General features: G+C 39.3%; 18 protein-coding genes. 7 read left to right on the plus strand and 11 right to left on the minus strand.

The genetic code is table 11. The annotated features are described in order from the left end of the window. The first annotated feature begins 63 nt into the window (after positions 1-63). Positions 64-1,551: a DNA polymerase III subunit gamma/tau gene (gene dnaX, locus AACU25_RS35025; RefSeq protein ID WP_096584797.1), complete on the plus strand. Its 1,488-nt coding sequence runs from the start codon at positions 64-66 to the stop codon at positions 1,549-1,551. Then, positions 1,548-2,531: a DNA polymerase III subunit delta gene (gene holA / locus AACU25_RS35030; protein WP_096584800.1), complete on the plus strand. Its 984-nt coding sequence runs from the start codon at positions 1,548-1,550 to the stop codon at positions 2,529-2,531. Before dnaX ends, holA begins: the two co-directional genes overlap by 4 nt. A gap of 200 nt (positions 2,532-2,731) precedes the next feature. Here the strand turns inward: holA and AACU25_RS35035 are convergent, their stop codons facing one another. Genes AACU25_RS35035 through AACU25_RS35045 form a run of 3 tightly spaced genes read right to left on the minus strand, consistent with a single transcriptional unit; the run spans position 2,732 to position 3,696 of the window. Next, positions 2,732-3,004 carry a hypothetical protein gene (locus AACU25_RS35035; protein ID WP_321206722.1) on the minus strand — a complete coding sequence of 91 codons (273 nt, stop codon included), beginning with the start codon at positions 3,002-3,004 and terminating at the stop codon, positions 2,732-2,734. A gap of 6 nt (positions 3,005-3,010) precedes the next feature. Continuing rightward, positions 3,011-3,373, minus strand: coding sequence for a hypothetical protein (locus AACU25_RS35040; protein WP_096584803.1), 363 nt, complete (start codon positions 3,371-3,373; stop codon positions 3,011-3,013). Continuing rightward, on the minus strand, positions 3,370-3,696 hold the full coding sequence (locus tag AACU25_RS35045; protein WP_096584806.1) for a DUF5674 family protein: 327 nt from the start codon (positions 3,694-3,696) through the stop codon (positions 3,370-3,372). Before AACU25_RS35045 ends, AACU25_RS35040 begins: the two co-directional genes overlap by 4 nt. Positions 3,697-3,874: 178 nt before the next feature. Between AACU25_RS35045 and AACU25_RS35050 the strand changes: the two genes are divergently transcribed. Then, positions 3,875-4,576: a hypothetical protein gene (locus tag AACU25_RS35050; protein WP_321206723.1), complete on the plus strand. Its 702-nt coding sequence runs from the start codon at positions 3,875-3,877 to the stop codon at positions 4,574-4,576. Positions 4,577-4,794: 218 nt separating this feature from the next. Further along, complete coding sequence (locus AACU25_RS35055) at positions 4,795-5,187, plus strand: hypothetical protein (RefSeq protein ID WP_096584812.1); 393 nt, start codon at positions 4,795-4,797, stop codon at positions 5,185-5,187. 108 nt (positions 5,188-5,295) lie between these two features. Here the strand turns inward: AACU25_RS35055 and AACU25_RS35060 are convergent, their stop codons facing one another. Genes AACU25_RS35060 through AACU25_RS35075 form a run of 4 tightly spaced genes read right to left on the minus strand, consistent with a single transcriptional unit; the run spans position 5,296 to position 10,370 of the window. Beyond that, on the minus strand, positions 5,296-5,754 hold the full coding sequence (locus tag AACU25_RS35060; protein WP_096584815.1) for a hypothetical protein: 459 nt from the start codon (positions 5,752-5,754) through the stop codon (positions 5,296-5,298). Between the two features lie 26 nt (positions 5,755-5,780). After that, on the minus strand, positions 5,781-6,767 hold the full coding sequence (locus AACU25_RS35065) for a hypothetical protein (protein WP_096584818.1): 987 nt from the start codon (positions 6,765-6,767) through the stop codon (positions 5,781-5,783). 24 nt (positions 6,768-6,791) lie between these two features. Next, positions 6,792-8,066, minus strand: coding sequence for a TRAFAC clade GTPase domain-containing protein (locus AACU25_RS35070; protein WP_096584821.1), 1,275 nt, complete (start codon positions 8,064-8,066; stop codon positions 6,792-6,794). A 51-nt stretch (positions 8,067-8,117) separates the two neighbouring features. Continuing rightward, positions 8,118-10,370 carry a hypothetical protein gene (locus AACU25_RS35075; protein WP_096584822.1) on the minus strand — a complete coding sequence of 751 codons (2,253 nt, stop codon included), beginning with the start codon at positions 10,368-10,370 and terminating at the stop codon, positions 8,118-8,120. Between the two features lie 166 nt (positions 10,371-10,536). Between AACU25_RS35075 and AACU25_RS35080 the strand changes: the two genes are divergently transcribed. Continuing rightward, positions 10,537-10,863, plus strand: a complete 327-nt coding sequence (locus AACU25_RS35080) for a GNAT family N-acetyltransferase (protein WP_321206724.1) — start codon at positions 10,537-10,539, stop codon at positions 10,861-10,863. A gap of 14 nt (positions 10,864-10,877) precedes the next feature. Here the strand turns inward: AACU25_RS35080 and AACU25_RS35085 are convergent, their stop codons facing one another. Both AACU25_RS35085 and AACU25_RS35090 read right to left on the minus strand, forming a co-directional pair. Further along, positions 10,878-12,743 carry a type IV secretory system conjugative DNA transfer family protein gene (locus AACU25_RS35085; protein ID WP_096584825.1) on the minus strand — a complete coding sequence of 622 codons (1,866 nt, stop codon included), beginning with the start codon at positions 12,741-12,743 and terminating at the stop codon, positions 10,878-10,880. Between the two features lie 82 nt (positions 12,744-12,825). After that, positions 12,826-13,701 carry an aspartoacylase gene (locus AACU25_RS35090; protein ID WP_096584827.1) on the minus strand — a complete coding sequence of 292 codons (876 nt, stop codon included), beginning with the start codon at positions 13,699-13,701 and terminating at the stop codon, positions 12,826-12,828. Between the two features lie 289 nt (positions 13,702-13,990). Here AACU25_RS35090 and AACU25_RS35095 point away from each other — a divergent pair, with 289 nt between their 5' ends. Next, the gene (locus AACU25_RS35095; protein WP_096584830.1) at positions 13,991-14,905 is read left to right on the plus strand and encodes a LysR family transcriptional regulator; all 915 of its coding nucleotides are present in this window, start codon (positions 13,991-13,993) and stop codon (positions 14,903-14,905) included. 182 nt (positions 14,906-15,087) lie between these two features. Further along, positions 15,088-16,176, plus strand: a complete 1,089-nt coding sequence (locus tag AACU25_RS35100) for a DUF5895 domain-containing protein (protein ID WP_096584833.1) — start codon at positions 15,088-15,090, stop codon at positions 16,174-16,176. Positions 16,177-16,308: 132 nt separating this feature from the next. Here AACU25_RS35100 and AACU25_RS35105 read toward each other — a convergent pair whose 3' ends face one another. Beyond that, positions 16,309-17,037, minus strand: a complete 729-nt coding sequence (locus AACU25_RS35105; protein WP_096584836.1) for a hypothetical protein — start codon at positions 17,035-17,037, stop codon at positions 16,309-16,311. Between the two features lie 3 nt (positions 17,038-17,040). After that, positions 17,041-19,035, minus strand: a complete 1,995-nt coding sequence (locus tag AACU25_RS35110; RefSeq protein ID WP_096584838.1) for a peptidase M23 — start codon at positions 19,033-19,035, stop codon at positions 17,041-17,043. Positions 19,036-19,081: the final 46 nt, after the last annotated feature.

Here is a 19,081-nt window from a genome sequence, read left to right on the forward strand (position 1 = left end):
TTTGAGTGAAAATTCTACCCCCTTAACAGGGGTAAGGGCGACAAATTAAGGTTAATGTATCCTATGTCTACAGTCGCCCTACATCAAAAATATCGACCCCAGACAATAGCCGAATTAGTTGGACAGCCCTACATCAAAACTGCTCTGACTAATGCTGTCAAACACCTGCAAATTGCACCAGCTTATTTATTCACAGGTTCTAGAGGTACAGGTAAAACATCAACTGCTCGGATATTTGCTAAATCCCTCAATTGCCTTAACACTAAAAAACCAACTGACCAACCTTGTGGTGTTTGTCAATCCTGTCGTGCAATTGAAACCAGTAATAGCCTAGATGTTAGTGAAATTGATGCTGCTTCTAATAATGGTGTAGATGATGCCCGTGCTTTAATTGAACGCTGTACCTTAGCACCAGTTGCAGGACGCTACCGGATTTTTATTCTTGATGAGTGCCATTGTCTAACTGGTAACGCTTTCAATGCTTTACTTAAGTGTATTGAAGAACCGCCACCTCATGTTGTTTTCATTCTCTGCACAACAGAATTGCATAAGGTGTTACCTACCATTGTCAGCCGTTGTCAGGTGTTTAATTTCCGTACTTTGTCTGTTCAGGCAATTGTGCAGCACCTCGGTATTGTAGCAGATGCAGAATCTATCTCTATTGATGATGACGCACTAACAGCGATCGCTCGACTTAGCGATGGTGGATTGCGGGATGCACTGCAATTACTGGGTCAGGTGAGTCTTTTAGATGAAGATATCACTGCTAATCATGTCATGGAAATCGCTGGTGGTGTGACCCAAACAGAATTAATGTCAATTTTACAGGCAATATCCACCAACAACACCTTTAACTTGCTGCAAGTAGCAAGAGTTTTAGTAGATTCTGGGAAAACACCCAAATTGATTCTCTCCAACTTACTGCAAACATACCGAGATTTATTGATTATCAAGTCTTCACACAAAGAGCAATCCTTGCTGACTGGTTGTGTTAGCTATGCTCAACTCAAGGTTTTAGCAAATCACTGGAATTTCGAGACGCTGAATTTGTCCCTAACAGAGTTACAAAAAGCAGAAAACTATCTGCGGTACACAGTAAATGCTGCTGTGTGGCTAGAAGTTTGCTTACTGAACCTGATACCCAGTTTATTGCCTGTCAGTGCAACCAAGACGCTAACTGTTAAACCTGTGCATGATGGCAAGCTGCTACCAACAGTTGGAGTATACACCACAAATAAGGTGACAGCTAAACCTGTAGATGACAAATTGTTACCAGCAGTTGCAGCCCAAACTACTAACCTGGCTCAAATTTGGCAGCAGGTGATGGATACAGCTAAACCCAGCAATCAAAAGCTGTTGGCTCATGCTCATCTCGTTAAATTGCAAGGTGACAAGGCGATTTTAGAGGTTACACCAGCTTACCTCAATAAGTTTGAGAGTAGTAAAGAAGCGATCGCTAAAATGCTGCAACGAGCTACCCAAAGTCAACAACCAATGACTGTGTTAATTAAAACTGCCAACAAGAGCAGTAACGGGAGGGTAAAAGCATGATTGTCTTGCTGACAGGCGACGACCAACACGCCATCCAGGAACAGCTGAACCAATACAAAGCAGAGATTGATTCCCAATGGCTCACACTTTGCTATCACCGATTTCCAGCCGATCGCCTTGACCAAGCTATCAGTGTAGCTCGCACTCGTTCCCTGACAGGTGGTAAAAAACTGGTAATTGTGGAAAATTGCCACCTCAAGCAGTGGGGTGATACTGAGTTAGAAACTTTGCAGCAGCTTGTTCAAGTGCCTGAATTCACAATTCTGGTGTTTGTCGCCACCAATGTAGATAAGCGCCTGAAGATTTACAAACATCTTGTCAAGTATGCCAAGTTGTTTGAGTTTCCATTGATACCACCTTGGCGTACTGATTTGATTGAAAAGGCGATCACAACTCAGGCGAAAAAAATCAAGCTGGTGCTGTTAAAGAATGCGGTGGAATATCTAGCACAAGCAATTGGTAACGACATGACCCGTGCAGCCACAGAGTTACGCAAACTGTATCTTTATGGTAATGGCAGACAACTTGAGCTTGCAGAAGTAAAACAGTTAGTGCCATGTCAGACTCAGAATAGCCTACAACTGGCATCTGCTATTCGCCAAGGAGAAAGTAATCAAGTTTTGCACCTGCTAGATGATTTACTGTCACGCTCGGAACCATTACTGGTGATTGTTGCTACTCTCCTAACCCAGTTTAGAACTTGGCTGTGGGTGAAATCAGCGATCATTTCTGGGGTTAAAAAAGATAGTGAATTAGCTCAACTGTGCAATATCAGCAATCCTAATCGCATTTACTATTTGCGTCAGGAGGTAGCAAATACAACTATCAATACTTTAGCTAAAGCAGTGACTATGATGCTGGATTTGGAGATGTCTATCAAACAAGGTGTTGATAGCGGAGCGTTAGCGAGTCATCGAGCGTCGGCTAAAGATTTACTACCAACAATTCTTAGTGTTAGCAGGTTATTCAAGTTAACTTAATCAGATAAAATTGACCGATAGTTTTGGATTAAAGCAACTTGCGATCGCCTCCACCAGGGCGTAGCCCATCGCTACACCTGATGTTTGACAAGAGCATCGTCGTAGATATCGCTCAAATTCCAGATTTTATTGTTCCAAATACTCAATCACTGCCTCCAAGTCTGCAATCGCCCGATTAAATCGATTGAGCATTGCTTCTGCTACTTCTGGTTGGGCGTTGACAGTCGGTAGTTTTCCCTAACTACATTTTTGATTGCTTCTAGCCACAACGACAAATTTGTATGTCGAACTGCTGTCAACAATCCCATATTGGTGAGAACAGACAAGTGAAACCCAAGTTGGTCTTGTCCACCATAACCCAAATATCCGTTACTAAGTTCCAACTTTTCTGGAGTAAATTCAAAATACTGGTCAGAGGTAATACCAGCAGATTCTAGTTTGGGTTGTGGTAATGGAGGTTGGGATTGAGTCATTATCAGTTAGGATTGTTGTACAGCAGGTAATTTTGACATTTGCAAAACACTGTCTGACCAAATACCAAGTTCTTGAATAATCTGGTTTTTAGGTTCCGTGTTATTCCAGGCTTGTTCCCAGTTAAACAGCCAGCGTGTGAGAAACCTTCCTAAATTTGCTAACTCAAAAGCATTGTCAATATCTATATCTGGGCCTATCCACTCAATAAAATACATAGTCTCTCTAATCAGGCTTTTGACCACATCCTCATCCGTAGAGTCACTGAAAAGTTGACTTATCCGTGCTAAATTAGTTGCCAATTTTCCCAATCTAACAGGAATACTATCTTGCACAAAGGTTTCTTGCTCATAAGTTAAGCCACTATTCATCCCAGAAACTCCATAATAATTGCGGCAACCTGTTCTCTAATCTTAACGTCGATAATTTCCATCGAACGATTCTGTCGGGGACGGAGATTAACCATAGACTCATAGATTATCTGTTGGGTGTCAGGTCTGAAGCTAGCAGCCCAAATATCCTCCTGCTTACTGCCATTTTCTAGCAACGCCTGTTCACAGTAAAAGTGCATTTCACCTCCCCCAGCCAGAATCCGACGCTCAATATCTACCGCTACCTTGATATAAAACTTTAACTCTTGTAACATCTGCTCCATTTGCTCTGGTGTAGCACGAACTCTAATAATCTCAATCAAAAAACTTACTCCTATTAAACATACGCTTGCCCTGGCTATCTTGCCTAATTACAGCAGCCTTCAACTATCAACATTAAAACCCAATTGGTGCGTAGCTTTGTAACTAAATTTTGTACTTCCTGCCAGATGCAATATTTTGTATATCTGTATTGAAGCATGATTAATCGAAGTAATTAATTTGCAGCTTACCGCTGCATGGGAGAGATGTTATATTCTCTTCACCATGCCAGTAATTAATCTTGCCGATATTCAACAAATTACTAAAACACAACAACAAGTCCTATTCCCAAGTCAAAAATTTCATCCAAATCGCTCTGCCTTTGACTCTATAGTTGCAGATAATTTATCTTTGGTGATGAAACAACTATTTTTAGGACTGACTGTAGAACCTTTATTAAATGCCTATCCTCAAATTGCTCAGTGGGTTTCTCAAATACAGGAACTTGCACCGGAAATTTTTCAATCTCAGAAAAAGTTATTGGTTGATAGTCCAGTTATTGCGCCTCTTGCAATTAATGAAGATAATTACTTTATTCAAGTATTAACAAATATAGCATTTAAACAAGGTATTCCCAGGCTTTATGAATGGGCTGTACGCAATCCTGATTTAAGCTGGCAAGACCGGGTAAAGTTGTGGACTACGGCTAGACAATACTCAGTTACTCCTAACCAAATACAACTCGTAGTTTTAGCATTACATCCTGTTAAACCAGCCCAAAGATTAGATGTAGACTGGAATACAAAGAATCATAGACAGACTGAAAAATGGTTAATTAAACTACTAACTCAATCTCCAGATAACAAATCACAATCAAACATAGTCATTCCTGAGTTATCGTCAATGGTCAATTTAGAAGCGATTCCAGAAGTCAAGATTTAAGAGGCTAATGCCTCTGCCATTGGCAAATGTTTATTAAAGATAACCCCAATGGTACTCAAATCAACCTTGGACAGCCAGGAAAAAATGTCATTAGGGACTTCCAAATAAATATCCCATCGATGCATGAAGCTGGGGAGGCTGGGGGAGGAAGAATCCGATTATCATCTTCGTGCTTCAAAATTGGATAATTTAATTTCTGGAAGTCCCTTAGCGTAGGCTTGAGCCAGTCTCATCCCCGTCACATTTCCGTTTATCTCACGGTTCCTCAAGTCGCCCAGTCTTTAGAACTTTCACCCCATTGGATCTACGATCGCATTGTTGATTTTGTCACAGGTATCGATAAAATCCTCCTGGATCAAACCACTTTTACCACACTTACTAACACAGCTAACGGTAGTCTTACTGCCAGCGAGTTTGCTGTTATTGATGAATCTGTCAACGGTGCAACAGTAGTAGGTGCAAGTATTGCCCGTATTGTGTTTAACCGCTTTAATGGTGATTTATTCTACAATCCCGATGGTGCTACAGCAGGCTTGGGTTTAGGTGGATATTTTGCTAAGTTATCGGGTGTGAGTTCGATGTCTGCAACAGATTTCGCGTTGCAAGCTTGATTTGGGGGATGGATGATTTGGGCAGAAATACTTGTCGAAGTTGCTGAATTTCTTAGCGAATCGCAAGTAAGGGCGATCGCATAAGTTTTGCTTCGGACAGATAAAAGATTATAAAATTTTAATTTCCTGGACTAATTCATTATAAAGATTAAAATTTTTACTTGATACATTCCAGCTAGGGTGTATATTTCCTTTTTGGGAGTAGCAAATAAATTTGATTATTTTAAGTAAATTATTTTGCTCATAGGGTGTCAATTTAATAAAATTATCTAGTAGTTGGATATGTAGCTCAACTGCGAGGAAATTATGACCAAATTTATTAAGGTCTAAAAAATCAAATATATTTAAGTCTACTTTATAATCACGTTTATTAACACCGACAATTAAATCTGCATAGTGTGTTTTCATAACTTTTTTATAGCTATCTTGACTCTGGAAATAATCAGAAGACTCATATCGATATAAAAATATAAAAATAGTTAATAAATTCTCCTTTTCTTTGTTGTCTATCTGAGATATTAGTATCATCAGTTCTTTCACACGCTCTAAAGAGAATAATTTTTCCAATAAATTTTCTCCAGCGACATAATCATCTATGGATTCTGAGTTGGTTGTATTTGAGGCTGTAAAATCTGTTGTTCCTGAATTTGGGGTTGCTGTATCTGCTGAGGTTGGAATAGAAGTTTGAGACTGACTAGTATTCCTGCGACTGTTATCGCTACTATTAACAGAATTATTATTAAGCGAATTGTCTGGTTCTTTGGTGGAGAGTCTTCCCGAACTGTCGAAGGTTGGGACGGTGTTTCTTCCTTTTTTTTTTCCGGTGATTGAATAACTTCTTTAATGGGTTCTTCTACGTTAGATGCAAAACCTCTCCAAACACCTGCATCATGGAGAATAGTTCTTTTTTCTAAACTTTCTGTAACTACAAGCAGGACACCATCAGTTTTTGTATTTTCATCCCAAGCAATCCAATTTTTTGGTAGTGGTTGATTGATTATTTCTTCTGCTAATTTTTCTAAAGCGTTACTAGATGTATGCTCTATTTGATAGCTTCGCTTAGATTCAATAGTATTATTCTGTTGATAATTAATTTGTTCGACAGACTGGATAAATTTACTAATTATATCTAAATCAACCCGGAATTCTTCTAGCTCAAAAAAGTCAATCGATTCTTCTACCATTTTGGAGAAAGCTAAATCTTTCTTCAAGAAACTCTGAATTGCACTGTAGGCAATTTTTCGGAGAATCACTTCATTTTCTTCCAAATCATCCGCTATCCAGACAATAGAGTTTAAAACTATTCTACCTAATTTCTCTGAACGTTGAGGCGATTCAATCCCTGTGACTTCCAATAATAGCTTATTATCTTTTTTATCTCGGAAAATAAGTAAAGATGGTTTAACTTCATCAATTAGATCATTAACAATTGTAATTTGATTGTTATTCCCTTTGAATAATTGACGTTGAATCAAACTAGGTTTCCCTATTGGTTGATGTTCTTGAGTCTCAATTTTACGCCAGTGGATACCGGTTTTACCTAGCGCAGAAGTTTTGACATAAGTTTCAAAATTATTCATAATTCAATCATCCTTAATTATATATTAGAAAATATTTTGAGGGAAATCTAACCATTTGTGACCTTGAAGAATTGCGAAGCCATCATTATTTTTACAGCCCATAGCAAATCTAAATAAAGCATTATTAAAAGCATTAATTTGCTCTTGAGTTGCTTCAACTGTCCGCAATGTTGATTGTAAATTTGTCTGCACCTCTGATACTGTATCTTGCTTTTTATCAACTTCTTGTTTAGCTTGAGAATAAGGTGTTTCCCTATCATCGAAAAAGTTAGCCACTTCTCTAAATAGCCACCACATTTTATTCCGCTCATTCAATAGCTTTTGCTTCTTCTCAAATTCTTGTTTGGCAAACTCTAACTTGTCTTTTTCTGTATATAAAGTTGTTTCCAAATTTTGTAGGTTTTCTTGTTCTTTTTGCAAGACCTGCTTTTTGTTTTCTAGAAATACATTTATCAGAAAAAGCAAAATATACCGTAAAGGCTGTTCTCCGTCTTTGGGTTGATAGGGAGCATTAATTGGAGTTTTATGATAATAAAACCTTGTAAAATTGTTTTCGTCAGTTTTGTAGTGGGAAAAAGTTATATTACCAATAGTTTGTACTGGAGTAACAACCACGGCAACTTTATTAATTAAAGCGTCTGATTTGAAGAAATCGAGTAACCCACTATAACCTGTTTTTAGGTGATACAGTAAATTCTCTGCATCTGTACTTGTTTTAGTATAAGCTTCGCATTTGATGGGCGCAAAAATTACTAAGCGAGGCGAATCTATCTGAGAAAACGCATCCTTAATCAATTGAGTAATGCGCTGAGAATTATTCTTCTCTTCGTGCCATGTTCCAAGTTCTCCATGATTGACTCTACCTGTCTTTTTTTGCATTAGTGCAGTCGCATCAACAGGAATTACAATAGCATCACATTGATTTAATTGTTGTTTGATGTAATTTTTTTGCTCTGGTGCTGCATCGGGGTTAAAATATTCACCGGAAGGGTCAGTAAACCGCAATCCCATGAATTTTTTATTCCCACTTCCAATCTCAAAATAAAAGCCTTGATCATTCCAAGGATTATCCTTTGGTTGTGTTGGAGTAACTTGCTTTTTTAAACGTGGGTCTATATTTTTGAGAATAGATTTACATTCTTCTATTGCTCTTAAGCTATTAGTATCATCCACCCATGTTTGCAGGTTAGCACGCTCAAAGGTTTTGTGGAATTCTTCATGCATTGCTGCTAAGAGACTCGTTTTACCAATACCTCTTAAAGCAACCATTAAAATTTTCAGTTCTTCAATTTCATTCATAATTGTTATATAAACTCTATTACTTGGTTATTTTCCTAAACTTTATAGTTTCTATAGAACAAAATAGAAATATTCTTGTTTATTTACCATTGTAACTTGGTTGACTGCTTGTACCCATTCCTCTCTCATTTGCCTATCCTGCTCTTTTTGCCCAAAAACATCAGACCAAATTTTGCCACGATTTTTCCTCAAAAAACTTTTCCATTCTTTTTGGATGTCTTTTTGAAGAATTACATTATCGATGAATTCTTCGACCATTGCGTATACAGCTTCAGCCGGCTCACATAAAAGTTCTTCCAATGCTGGTTGGATAGTATTAATTGCTTTTTCATAATCAATTTCTAAAGCTGTAAGAATATCTTCTGCTGTAGTTTCTTTAGAAACAGCAAGTGTTTTATCTACTGGTTCTAACATTTGCCCATACTGTCCAGCGATAGGGCTAATATTAGTCAAACCATCTAAGTGATGACGAATTCGAGGAAGTATTAAGCCACGGTAGGATAGCTGAAAATTAGCTAACACTTGAAAACCTGATTTTAACTTGAATGCTTTTTCGGGAATAAGATGAATTATTTCTGTAAAAAAGTCTGAACCTTCTGCGAAGGATAAATTAGTTAATTTGCCCTTTGATTTGAAAATCTCAACAACTTTATTCTTAACTAATTCAACTTTACGTATTAAGCTCTCATCTAAGGATAAAAACTTATGGGATATTAAGACCCTTAGTTCATCTTGATAATCTGGATAAGCCCTAAATGCGCTACTCATCATAATACGAGTATTAATTTTTTCGAGAGCATTTTCACATGAGATTATACCTTTATCCTGTTCACAGTTTTCTATGGCTGCAATTACTCCTTCGTGTAGTTCTTCGTCAGGTATTTGACGTTGATACCAAAGTTCTGTTCTCAGTTCCTGAAGACTTAAGGTGATATCTCTCCACCAACCACTGTCATTATTTCCAAATAATTCGCCAAAAATTTCTTCGGTTTCTAGGTAATCATCTTCTGAATCTTGAGGCAAAATTGTTTTGGCTTTGCTTAGTACTGCATTCACAGATTCATGAATCTCAACTAAACGCTGTTGACATGCTTTAGAATATTTCCGATCAAGTTCATCTATACTATTTGTTAAATAATCTAAAATCTCATCTAATAATTTATTGGCAGCTTCTTTATCCGCACAATTAGTAATTAAACATTTTTCAACTAGGATATATTTTTCTTTGATTGTTTCTGATAAATCATGACAATTTTTTATATTATCGCCATTATTGGAATTAGGGCTAGTTTGATTTAGTACCAAAAACGACCATAAATTAATTGGTAATTCAACTAAGGCTGAACGCGCAGCATCGTATAACTTAACATCTACATCTGCCCAGTAATCTCCTGAAGATTTGGGCATTCTGACAAATAAAACAAAATCAATATCTTTCCCTAATGCTTGAATGAGTCTATTTTCATCTCCCAATCCGGTATCACCTAGTCCGGGCATATCAACTAAAGCTATTTTTCCAACATTTTCATTTGGAAACGTACAGGTAATCTTTACTTCTTTAACTGCCAAATAATTAAATAAAATTCGTTGACCATCAGTAGTATCTTGTGCTGTATACTCCCGTATTTGATGCTTTTTAATAATTTTTGGAGAAGGTTCTGTCAATAGATGGCGATATTGCCCAAACTGGGAATGATATCGCTTTAAATGCTCATACATTGCTCCTGGTTCTGCATAACCAGGAATGTTTTGAGGTAATTGTGGTAAGGGTTTATTTACGAATTCATCCACAGTTAGAGGTTTTGCCCCTAAATGAAGCTTTTCGTAGTAGGGGGTGATTACTTCGTCGAGGAACGATCGCTCTGTGTGAAACCACACCTCACCATAAGTATCTACATTTGGGTTGTGATGAATTGTACTACGCACTCCCGTACAATGCTGGCGATCGCCATCGGGTATTTCTGCGGCACTCAATCCTGTTAAACTTTGCAATAGTCGGCTTTTTCCCTGTCTCGCACGTCCGATGACACCGATATTGAGGGTATCGCGGGAAAAACGGTTTTTCAGTCGAGTTAAAGCTTCCAACTCAGAAGCGATCGCTAACTGGATGTGAGAAAAATCGACTTCCTTGAGTTTTCCAATGACGTTCGCATCTCCAATTTGATTGGAAAGATAATTGCGACGCTCCTCAAGTCGTTGGAGAGTAGCAGATAGGGTTTTTAAATTTCCTTCCACCCCTTCTATTCTCTGAGCCAGAGGTTTACGCTTTTCGATAATATTGGCGATGCGTGTGGTTACGTCCATTGGGTATGATTCTGAAAGTAGCATTTAACTAGTATATTTTCTTACTTAAGTATTTGCTACAGACACCACATAAAGTTGTGTGTAGCAATCGTCAAAAAATTTAAACTTTACGTATCTTTCTGCCAAACAGGCTTACTTACTCCAGCATCAGGTAGAAAATAATGTTTTGCTCAGTATTTCGCATACCTTGTTGCATAACCCAGAACGTTATCTGGGTAAGCCTTATTTAGCAATTGTCCAAACAAGTGGTGAGATTCTGGCTGTTGCCATCCGCACCCCACCCCAAAAATTGATACTATCCAAAGCCCAGAATATGGATGCCTTGCGGTTGATTGCTCAAGATTTACGTCAAGAGCAACTGCTAGACCAGGGATGCCGCCATTGTTTTCTCATTGCGGATTTAGCCAATCCCACAGCCAATCATATTTATCAAGCGATTGGGTATCGCCCCCTAAGCGATTGGCACGAATACTCATTCACCTCGAAGCATTAAAAGCTACCAGCTTCTTATCCTTGCAATCCTGGAGTTTGATAAACTCGTGCTGGGAAATTTTCTAAAACATCAGGTTCGCTACTACTAGACTCCTGTGCAGGTGCTACATCTTCTTCTGGTAATGGCAACATCCGCGCTGCTGACTCAATTCGTTCATGTAATGCTTGTGTTAGCGTTTTAATATCAGGAATTGTCACCTGATTTGACAAAGCAGGTTTAACTTGTGTGTCCCAAAGAGCCTCACTATCATGCGCCCGTTTTTCATCGGCTTTGGACACCGGAATAATTAAAGGATAGGGAATAGAAGCTTGTCCCTCGGAACTATAACCAGGACTGGTAATTACGCACTTACCTTGAGGAAATTTCAAAATTTCGTCAGCACTGATGACAGGCATTTTTTGCAAATTCTCACTCCAGCTAATTGAACGGCTCATTTGTCCGCCAAGCGATCGCCCTGTGGTACGATTTTTAATTAGCACTTCCTTCTCACCGTAACGCTTTGAGTAATCCTCAGCCGTTTTATAATTACCAGGATTAAACAAAACATGGGTACTACAAGCAGAAGCGATCGCACTCCCCATTTTATCCCCATAAATATCGTAAAGTTGCTCTAAACTTTGGATACCCAGAATAAAGCAGGCACCATTGGAACGATATTCATTAATCCACTGTGGTAATCTGTCCAGCTTAATTGATGGCAATTCATCCAAAGAAATAATCAACGGGTCTTTGCGGGGACGGCTTAAATTACCGACAATCATCAAGTGCATTGCAGCCGCCAGCAGAGGCCCAACCACACTGCGGCGTTCATCATCTAGCTTGAACACCACCATCTCTCTACCTTCAAGCTTAGTGGGAATGTCCGATTTCCCCATAAATGCCCTCAGCAAATCAGCTTGGATGAAAGATGAGAAAGTCCCGGCTGCTGTGGTTAAAATCCCAGAAATAGTCTTTTCTGCATCCTTGGCACTCAAAAATTGCACAAACGAAGTCGCCACCCATTCATCCAACCTTTTTGACTGTACTGCATGGTCAAGACGCTGTACCAATTTTGGCAACCGCAGCACCGCATAAAGCATCGCCATATCTGGGTAAGGTGAACCCTTAACTAACTGTAAAAGTGCTTTAGCTAACAAGTCCCCGGCTTTAGCAAAGAACTCATCACTTTTACCACCACTAGCAGCATTGCGGTTAATCACTTGTCCAATTTCTCCCGCCATTACCCCATCGCGTGCATCACGCATATAATCCAAAGGATTAATCACACCGCTAAAGGGTTCACCGGGAGCAAATACTCGCACTTTGTAACCATAACGGGCTGCTAAGGGTGCATGGAGTCGTAGTTGGTCGCCCTTCTTGTCGTAGAGTAAAATCGGGAAACCCTGCTGCATAGCACTTTCTAACATCCGGTCTATGGTTGAGTAGGTTTTACCAGACCCAGGTGCACCTATTACCAGTGTTCCCCTTTCGGCATTGGGAAACCAAACTGTAGGTGCTGCACCAAGTATAATTTGTATGTTAGCCAGCAACCCCCGCCATTTACCTTTTACCCAATAGTGAGGAGTACCAGACCACAGGGTAACTTTATTGTGTTTGTGTTCCTTGATTTGCTTGAGTGCTAGGTTAGTCGCTGCTAGTTTTTCACTGATACCGCAGACTTTACCAGTGGTAATTTTGCCTTTACCAGTACCACTGATTTGCAGTAGCAGTAAGACGAAGAGCAATCCTCCTATCATTGTCCAGCCTTGGGGGTTGTTGTACTGTTGGAACAATTTACCGAAGTCAATACTGGCTAGGGGTGCTGGGTAAGATGAGACTTCAATTAATGTCGAGTTAGCAATAATATGGCTGTCTGGTAGATTTTTCTGGTAAAGGTTCATAGCAATGGAGAATGCGTTTACCAGCAATTTTAGTTACAAGTCAAAACTAGGGAATTGACCTTATGGATATTTTTGAGAGTTTCTAGATTATGATTTGATACTTTTGGGTTAAATAGAAAGCAATTTTTTTTTCATAATAAGCAGATTCATTAATAAAAACTGGGTAGACAGTTGATTCACCTTCGTAAGTAATAGTCTGTCCGTCAAAAGTCAAAAACATTGGTTCACCTGGAGCAAGTGGCTGATAATCTTGAAACTGGAGTTGCGGATGAATCATCCCTTGCAGTTCACCAGATTCATTTCTGGGGTAGTCAATATTCCCTATTTGACGATAAATGGTAAGGTTATTATCAACAGATACAATTTCTCCCCGATTAGATTGCTCCAAGTAATCTAAAATATTGATAATCAAGGCTTCAGTTTGCTCAAAAATATCAGCTTGTAAAACTCCTTGAGCAACTGCACCCACTTCGATAGCAAAACCCAATTTACAGAGATTTCTCAAGTAAGGATGGTCTTGATTCAATGGGTATTGCAAAACTTTAACTAAAGGATTTATCTTACTTAGATAAGCAGCCAAATTTAACAAGTAGGGATGATGATTGTGCAAAATCACTGTCAGACCCATGTTAGAGGTTGTACTATGCAAATCAATAATTAAATCAATCTTTGACTGCTCAATAGTAAAAGCGATTTGTCTAGCAAGTAACTGCTCATGATTAATCAGCTTTGGATTTTGTAAATCTTGAGGTTTAAAGCAGCGATTAAGGTCAGTATCTATATACCGTCGTCCTGCCGCGATCGCTTGAGGGTTTGCTAATAAAGTTAAGATTTCAAAGCTGTCGCGCCTAATTAAATGAGAGTTTTGTTCGTACTTCTTGACTAGAAAAATTCCTGTCAGTTCGTTTCCATGAGTTCCACCAACAAGAGCAATGTTTTTGATTGGTGAATGAGACATAAATTTTTCTCCTTTAAGATGTTGAATTCAGCTTAAAGGAAAGTTAAATTTACTGCTACTAGATATTTGAGATAATATCATATAAAAAATCATATACCCTGGTTTTGTCAGCCTCCGAAAACCAGAATCAAAAGCCATGTTTAAAACTGTTAATGTAATTGAGTTTGTGTCTTTATTTTATAGTAAAATAAACATCACTATCACGAAGAAATGAAACTCTTGTGCAGCAAGGATTAGTTTCATCTAGAGAAAGTGAAGAAGAAGGGTATCATCAAGAAGGTAATGCTCAATGGTATTTCAACGCGGACATAATGTTGAACTACAACACTTGCGCTACTTTATCGCTGTGGCACAGCAAGAAAACTGTAGCATTAGCAAGGTGGCGGAACAATTGCACATGGCTCAGCCCAATCTCAGCGATAAAATAAAAGACTTAGAAAAAAAATTAGGTGTTTCTCTATTTGACCGTAATAAAAATCGACTACAGCTTACGAAAGCAGGACTTGAGTTTCTCAAAGAAGCCCATTTAATCTTATCTCAAGTTGACCATGCCATTGAGACGGCAACACTCGCTAGTCAGGGAAAGGTTGGACGATTAATAGTTGGATTCAATAGCTCAGTTTCTAATAGCGTTCTCCCCAGTCTTTTGAGCAAGTTTCGTACTAACTTCCCCAATGTCAAACTTGTTTTACAAGAACACACTGCTTACAGTTTAATTAAGGGTCTGGAAACCCAACAAATTGATATTGGGTTGATGCACTGGTCAGCTTTGAATCACCAAGACACAGGATTATATGTTGAGGCAATTAAGGAAGAGTCTTTAGTTTTGGTTCTACCATCAAACCATCCTCTGGCTGCTCAGGCTGAAATTTCTTTACAATCTCTTGCCCATGAGTCCTTTATCCTACCACCTTCCCATCTGTCCTATAGTTTGTACCAGCAAATTGTTAGTTTGTGTCAGAAAGTCGGTTTTGTTCCCCAAGTGACGCAAGAAGCTACTTTGATGTTGACAATTCTGAGCTTAGTTGCTGGAGGGCTTGGGATCAGTTTGCTGCCTGCTAATGTGAAAACGATAGAACGTCAGGGAGTTGTTTATCGAGGGATTCAAGAACCGACTCCAATGCTAAAGATTGTAGCTGCTTGGCGATCTGATAATTCTTCTGCTGTCTTACGCGAATTTTTAGCAGTCTGTCGCTTAATTTAGCATAGAGATTAAGCGAAATAGTACTAAGGAAAGCGATCGCACTTGACAGTTAACACTTAATAGTGAACGTTCAATATCATTGAATATGCAAGCTTTATGTCTAACATCTGGCTGGGGTCATTCTTTATAAACACTGAGAGGCTAACGCCTCATGCTTTGGACAATCATATTTATGCAGTCCAATGGTTAAATCAAAAGTTACAAACGACTCTAATCGCCCCCATCAATCTACTGCCAAAACTGCTGCTGATAAACCTAAAGGTGGTCAAGCTAGAACAACTGATACTGATGATTATGACTTTGAAGGAAGCGAATTTGAAATAGATCCAGAACTTTTCAATGATAATTATAACCAGGTTCGCAAACCGATTCTTCCCTATGGTATTGTCGTTAACGATAAACCTGCTGGACTTTTGATTCCAGAAGACCAGTTAGAAAAAGCTGGTTGGATTGAATTACCAAAAGAAGATGACCTAACTACCGTCACTTTGACTGAAGATGTCACCGGACTATTAATTACTGAATGTCGGTTACTAGTTTTAGCTTTTGCACCAGAATATATCCGCTATAAATCAGATGTTGAAGAAGTGGGTGGTTCTTTCGTCGGATTTTATGAAGATTACAGGCATAGTCTTGACAAGAAAACAATGGATGTGTGTTCAGAACACGCACTCATGTTTCTTGATGATAGGAATCAGCCATTACATACTATTCCTGTTGTAGTCCGGTTTAAAAATGTGGCTCTCTGGAGTTTTAAATCAGTACGTGAGGAGTTTTACCGTTCATTAGAGAAAACCTTCGCTGATTATTTCCAAGTGCCATTTAGTGGTAAAAGTGATAAATGGCGGAGTTTAGGTGTGCTAGAAGTTGAGTTTAAAGCAATTAAAGAAGGTGAAGGTAAAAATAAACATAACTGTTGCAAAACTGTAGCTTATACTAAACCAACAGTTGAAAATCTGCCGCAACTGTATTTGGGTAAACCCACAGCTAAAACTCTAATTTGGCAACAACATGATGCGATCGCTGGTTTTAATGAACCTCAATCCCTACCAGCTTTACCAGGAGAATCGGTATCACGAGATGTGGAAGTATTGCCACCAAATAAGAATAAGAACAAAACTCAAAGCGTTCGTAAATCCAAACCAGCAACCAAGCCACCTCGAAAAATTCAACTTATTGACTATGACGACTTCCTCGATGAAACCGACGATTTGGAAGCTGATTTAGACGATGATTTTGAGAACAACGAGGAACTAGATGATGAGGAATAGCCCAATGCAACTATAGAGTATGTCACATGAAACACTCTACCCACGGATCGGAGTTTTCCGCCGACTTCCGATGAAAATACCCTGCTGTAGGCAAGAAGACTACGGCAGAGTTTTCTTCTAGATTTTGAGTGATCAACTTTGAGAATTTTCACGCCTTGTAAAAAGCTGACTATCAGCAAGTTGATAGCCAGTGCCATTGAAACAAAAATTCAATTGACGTAGCTGCTCTTGCTCGGTTTGCAGTACCTTAATGCACGATAATGCCTGACCTCGGTTCTCTCCCACCTCCAATAAATGCTTACCTGGTGGCAGATTGGGATTCAAGTAACTCAAGAATACCTGAGTGATTGGTTTGTCCTTTCTGACCCAGTAACCAGTATACAGACATCCCAAAGCACCGCAGACATCAGGCGTATTAAAGTTGAAAACTGCCAACCTGCCGTCTTTTCCTTCCACACTCCAAGCCAGTATATTTTTAGCAGATGCTTTGGCATTTAACGCTGTATTTTCTACAATTACCTGTTCAATTACTGAAGTAGACACAAAATTAGTAGCTTTATTCCAATTAACGGTTGCCGCATTTAAGCTACAGCCTCCTAAGCTAATAAAAACTGACAGCAACAAAAAGATGCCCAAGCCAATGCGAAACCAATGAATCCAGTAGCGTACCCTCATAGGAGGTGCTGGTAATTCATACCCAGTTGTCCTCAGTGGTTGAGACTGAGTAAAGGAGCCAGAGGAAGAATCAACTTCCTTGCCTTGCGCTGTTTGTCCAAGGTGTTTTTTTGAATTGGTATCAGTATCAAGTATTTCTTTTATCTCATGGGCTGACGTAATAGAGGTTTTAGATAAATCTGTCATACTCTACCTCCCATTTTCAGTATTTTTAGCACTGCTGATGTAGCTATAAGTTACATTAGGAGAGCAGGTTAAGCTTCCGTTCTCGCTATTACTGTTATTGCGATAACGAGCTAAAGTGCTTTTGCCGTAATCTTTGAGACTGAGACGGCCAAGGGCATCTGAGCCATTTCCATCCACTTTGCTGTAATCACCACCAAAATGCTTTTGAGCCACTCGTTCAATTAGGCGTTCGCCCGTAAATGGCTGTCCTGTAGCCGGATCGATTTGCTCTTGTGTTACTTGAATTTTGTTAGCCATATCAGCCATAAACGCCCTATCTTGGTCAGCAGTCGGAAAAAACTCAAATAGTTCAGCCTCTGTTGGTTGATGCCTTTGCTTGACTTGATTCAGGAACTCTTGACCTCCAGGCTTGGCAGCAATTAACTGCACTACATAGGGGTTATAACTCATGAACTGGTAGCGACCGAGAGCGCGACCACAATTTGAACCTCTATCAGTACAGGAATATACGCCAACTGCTTTGTAATCCTTGCTACTAGCGCTCTCAGTTTCCCCAATTGCATTTAAGAGCGATTGCGCCAAGCGCACTGCCGGAGGCAATCGCAAATCAATACCGGAGAACGATTGACCTGTTATCGATTTACTATCATTACTAAACGTACATGGATTAATCTTCTCTGTTACTCCAGTACCGTTGGTAGCGCTAGCTTGAGGCTCTCTTGTCGCTCGAACTGGAGCATACGCAGTATTTGTCCTCTGTTCGCTCAAATTGCCTACAAACATCAAGGAGTTAACCTTGTAGCTGAAAAAAGGAACAGGCCCGATAAAATAAGGTGTACAACCCATTCGCCAAGCACAGAACCGAAAGAACAAAGCCGTATCTACCGTATCAGTAGTTTCATTCGGCTCCATTACCACCACCTTAAAAGCTTTACCAAACGGTAGCCTTCCTGTTGGTTCCCGACCGTTATTCACTGCTTTCAGGATACCCTGCCCGCCCTCGACTTCTTGGTATTTACCGGAAATCCACTGCTTTCCTTCTAACTTACTGCGATCGTGGAACTCCCTACCACCTGCATTTTCTAAATCATCTAATTCTAAGTAAGCGCAGTCTTTTTCATTACAAGGCACAGAAAACCCTTGCACATCTGAACCAGAAATCGTATTGTTACGCCGATTTTCTGCTGGCCCATAAACTACATCAATCCGCATTACCAAACTACCAATTTCAGTCATGGGATTAGGCATTGACCCTAAAGGTACTTGTCCCAAACCAGGAATATCCCAAACATTGCTATTCATCCAGCCTGTAAATTGTTGTAGCTGTACTGCATCTAAGTTAGGAATTGAAGAAATAGAAAACTTTGACAAGTCAATTTGTCCTAGCTTCATTTGCCCAACTTCATACTGTTTGAGTACCTGAGCTAATGTTAAATTAGATGCGGCAATTCCTTGAGATTTTAGTAATGCGTTAACTGGTGTAATATTGTTTACTTGTATGTCAGCTAATTCTGGAACAACCTGAGCTAAGTGCATCAATGTTTGCTCCCCAATTAGAGGAAATTTACTCAAGGTAATTTTGTTTAAATCTATACTTTTAATATCTGTGTTCGCCTCTGGTGCTGTGCGGAAAGCGATCGCCTGCAAAGAAAACTCCTCTGCCTGCAATGCTTCACTGATATCTCCTAACTTCAAATATTGGTCAGGAGTCATACCTACATTCCAACTGCGACTCAAGTCATAACCCAGTGTTTGGCTGTATGGACTGCCATCAATTGCACCAGATTGACTGATACCTGGTAGCTGGGACAGAGAAATACGGCTCCAGTCTGGGAGCAAAACTTTAGTAGCTCTTAGTCGAGACTGAGGATTTGCAACTTCTACAATTCGAGTCGGTAAATTGCCACCAAATGTGTTGATTGTAGCTTGTGCAGCAATACTATAAATAATATAACTAATGACAACCAGAAGAAATATCCATGCTTTTGGAATCTTCATAATTTCAGGTTTTAAAATGACAGCAACTATACCCCAACAAGCAAAG

Source organism: Tolypothrix tenuis PCC 7101 (assembly GCF_963874875.1).
In the GTDB taxonomy this organism is placed as follows: Bacteria; Cyanobacteriota; Cyanobacteriia; order Cyanobacteriales; family Nostocaceae; genus Aulosira; species Aulosira tenue.

What these genes read in the sequence shown, in the direction of transcription:
- dnaX (WP_096584797.1), top strand. Translation starts at nt 64, where the DNA reads ATGTCTACAGTCGCCCTACATCAAAAATATCGACCCCAGACAATAGCC.
- holA (WP_096584800.1), top strand. Translation starts at nt 1,548, where the DNA reads ATGATTGTCTTGCTGACAGGCGACGACCAACACGCCATCCAGGAACAG.
- AACU25_RS35035 (WP_321206722.1), bottom strand. Translation starts at nt 3,004, where the DNA reads ATGACTCAATCCCAACCTCCATTACCACAACCCAAACTAGAATCTGCT.
- AACU25_RS35040 (WP_096584803.1), bottom strand. Translation starts at nt 3,373, where the DNA reads ATGAATAGTGGCTTAACTTATGAGCAAGAAACCTTTGTGCAAGATAGT.
- AACU25_RS35065 (WP_096584818.1), bottom strand. Translation starts at nt 6,767, where the DNA reads ATGAATAATTTTGAAACTTATGTCAAAACTTCTGCGCTAGGTAAAACC.
- AACU25_RS35070 (WP_096584821.1), bottom strand. Translation starts at nt 8,066, where the DNA reads ATGAATGAAATTGAAGAACTGAAAATTTTAATGGTTGCTTTAAGAGGT.
- AACU25_RS35075 (WP_096584822.1), bottom strand. Translation starts at nt 10,370, where the DNA reads ATGGACGTAACCACACGCATCGCCAATATTATCGAAAAGCGTAAACCT.
- AACU25_RS35085 (WP_096584825.1), bottom strand. Translation starts at nt 12,743, where the DNA reads ATGAACCTTTACCAGAAAAATCTACCAGACAGCCATATTATTGCTAAC.
- AACU25_RS35090 (WP_096584827.1), bottom strand. Translation starts at nt 13,701, where the DNA reads ATGTCTCATTCACCAATCAAAAACATTGCTCTTGTTGGTGGAACTCAT.
- AACU25_RS35095 (WP_096584830.1), top strand. Translation starts at nt 13,991, where the DNA reads ATGGTATTTCAACGCGGACATAATGTTGAACTACAACACTTGCGCTAC.
- AACU25_RS35100 (WP_096584833.1), top strand. Translation starts at nt 15,088, where the DNA reads ATGGTTAAATCAAAAGTTACAAACGACTCTAATCGCCCCCATCAATCT.
- AACU25_RS35105 (WP_096584836.1), bottom strand. Translation starts at nt 17,037, where the DNA reads ATGACAGATTTATCTAAAACCTCTATTACGTCAGCCCATGAGATAAAA.
- AACU25_RS35110 (WP_096584838.1), bottom strand. Translation starts at nt 19,035, where the DNA reads ATGAAGATTCCAAAAGCATGGATATTTCTTCTGGTTGTCATTAGTTAT.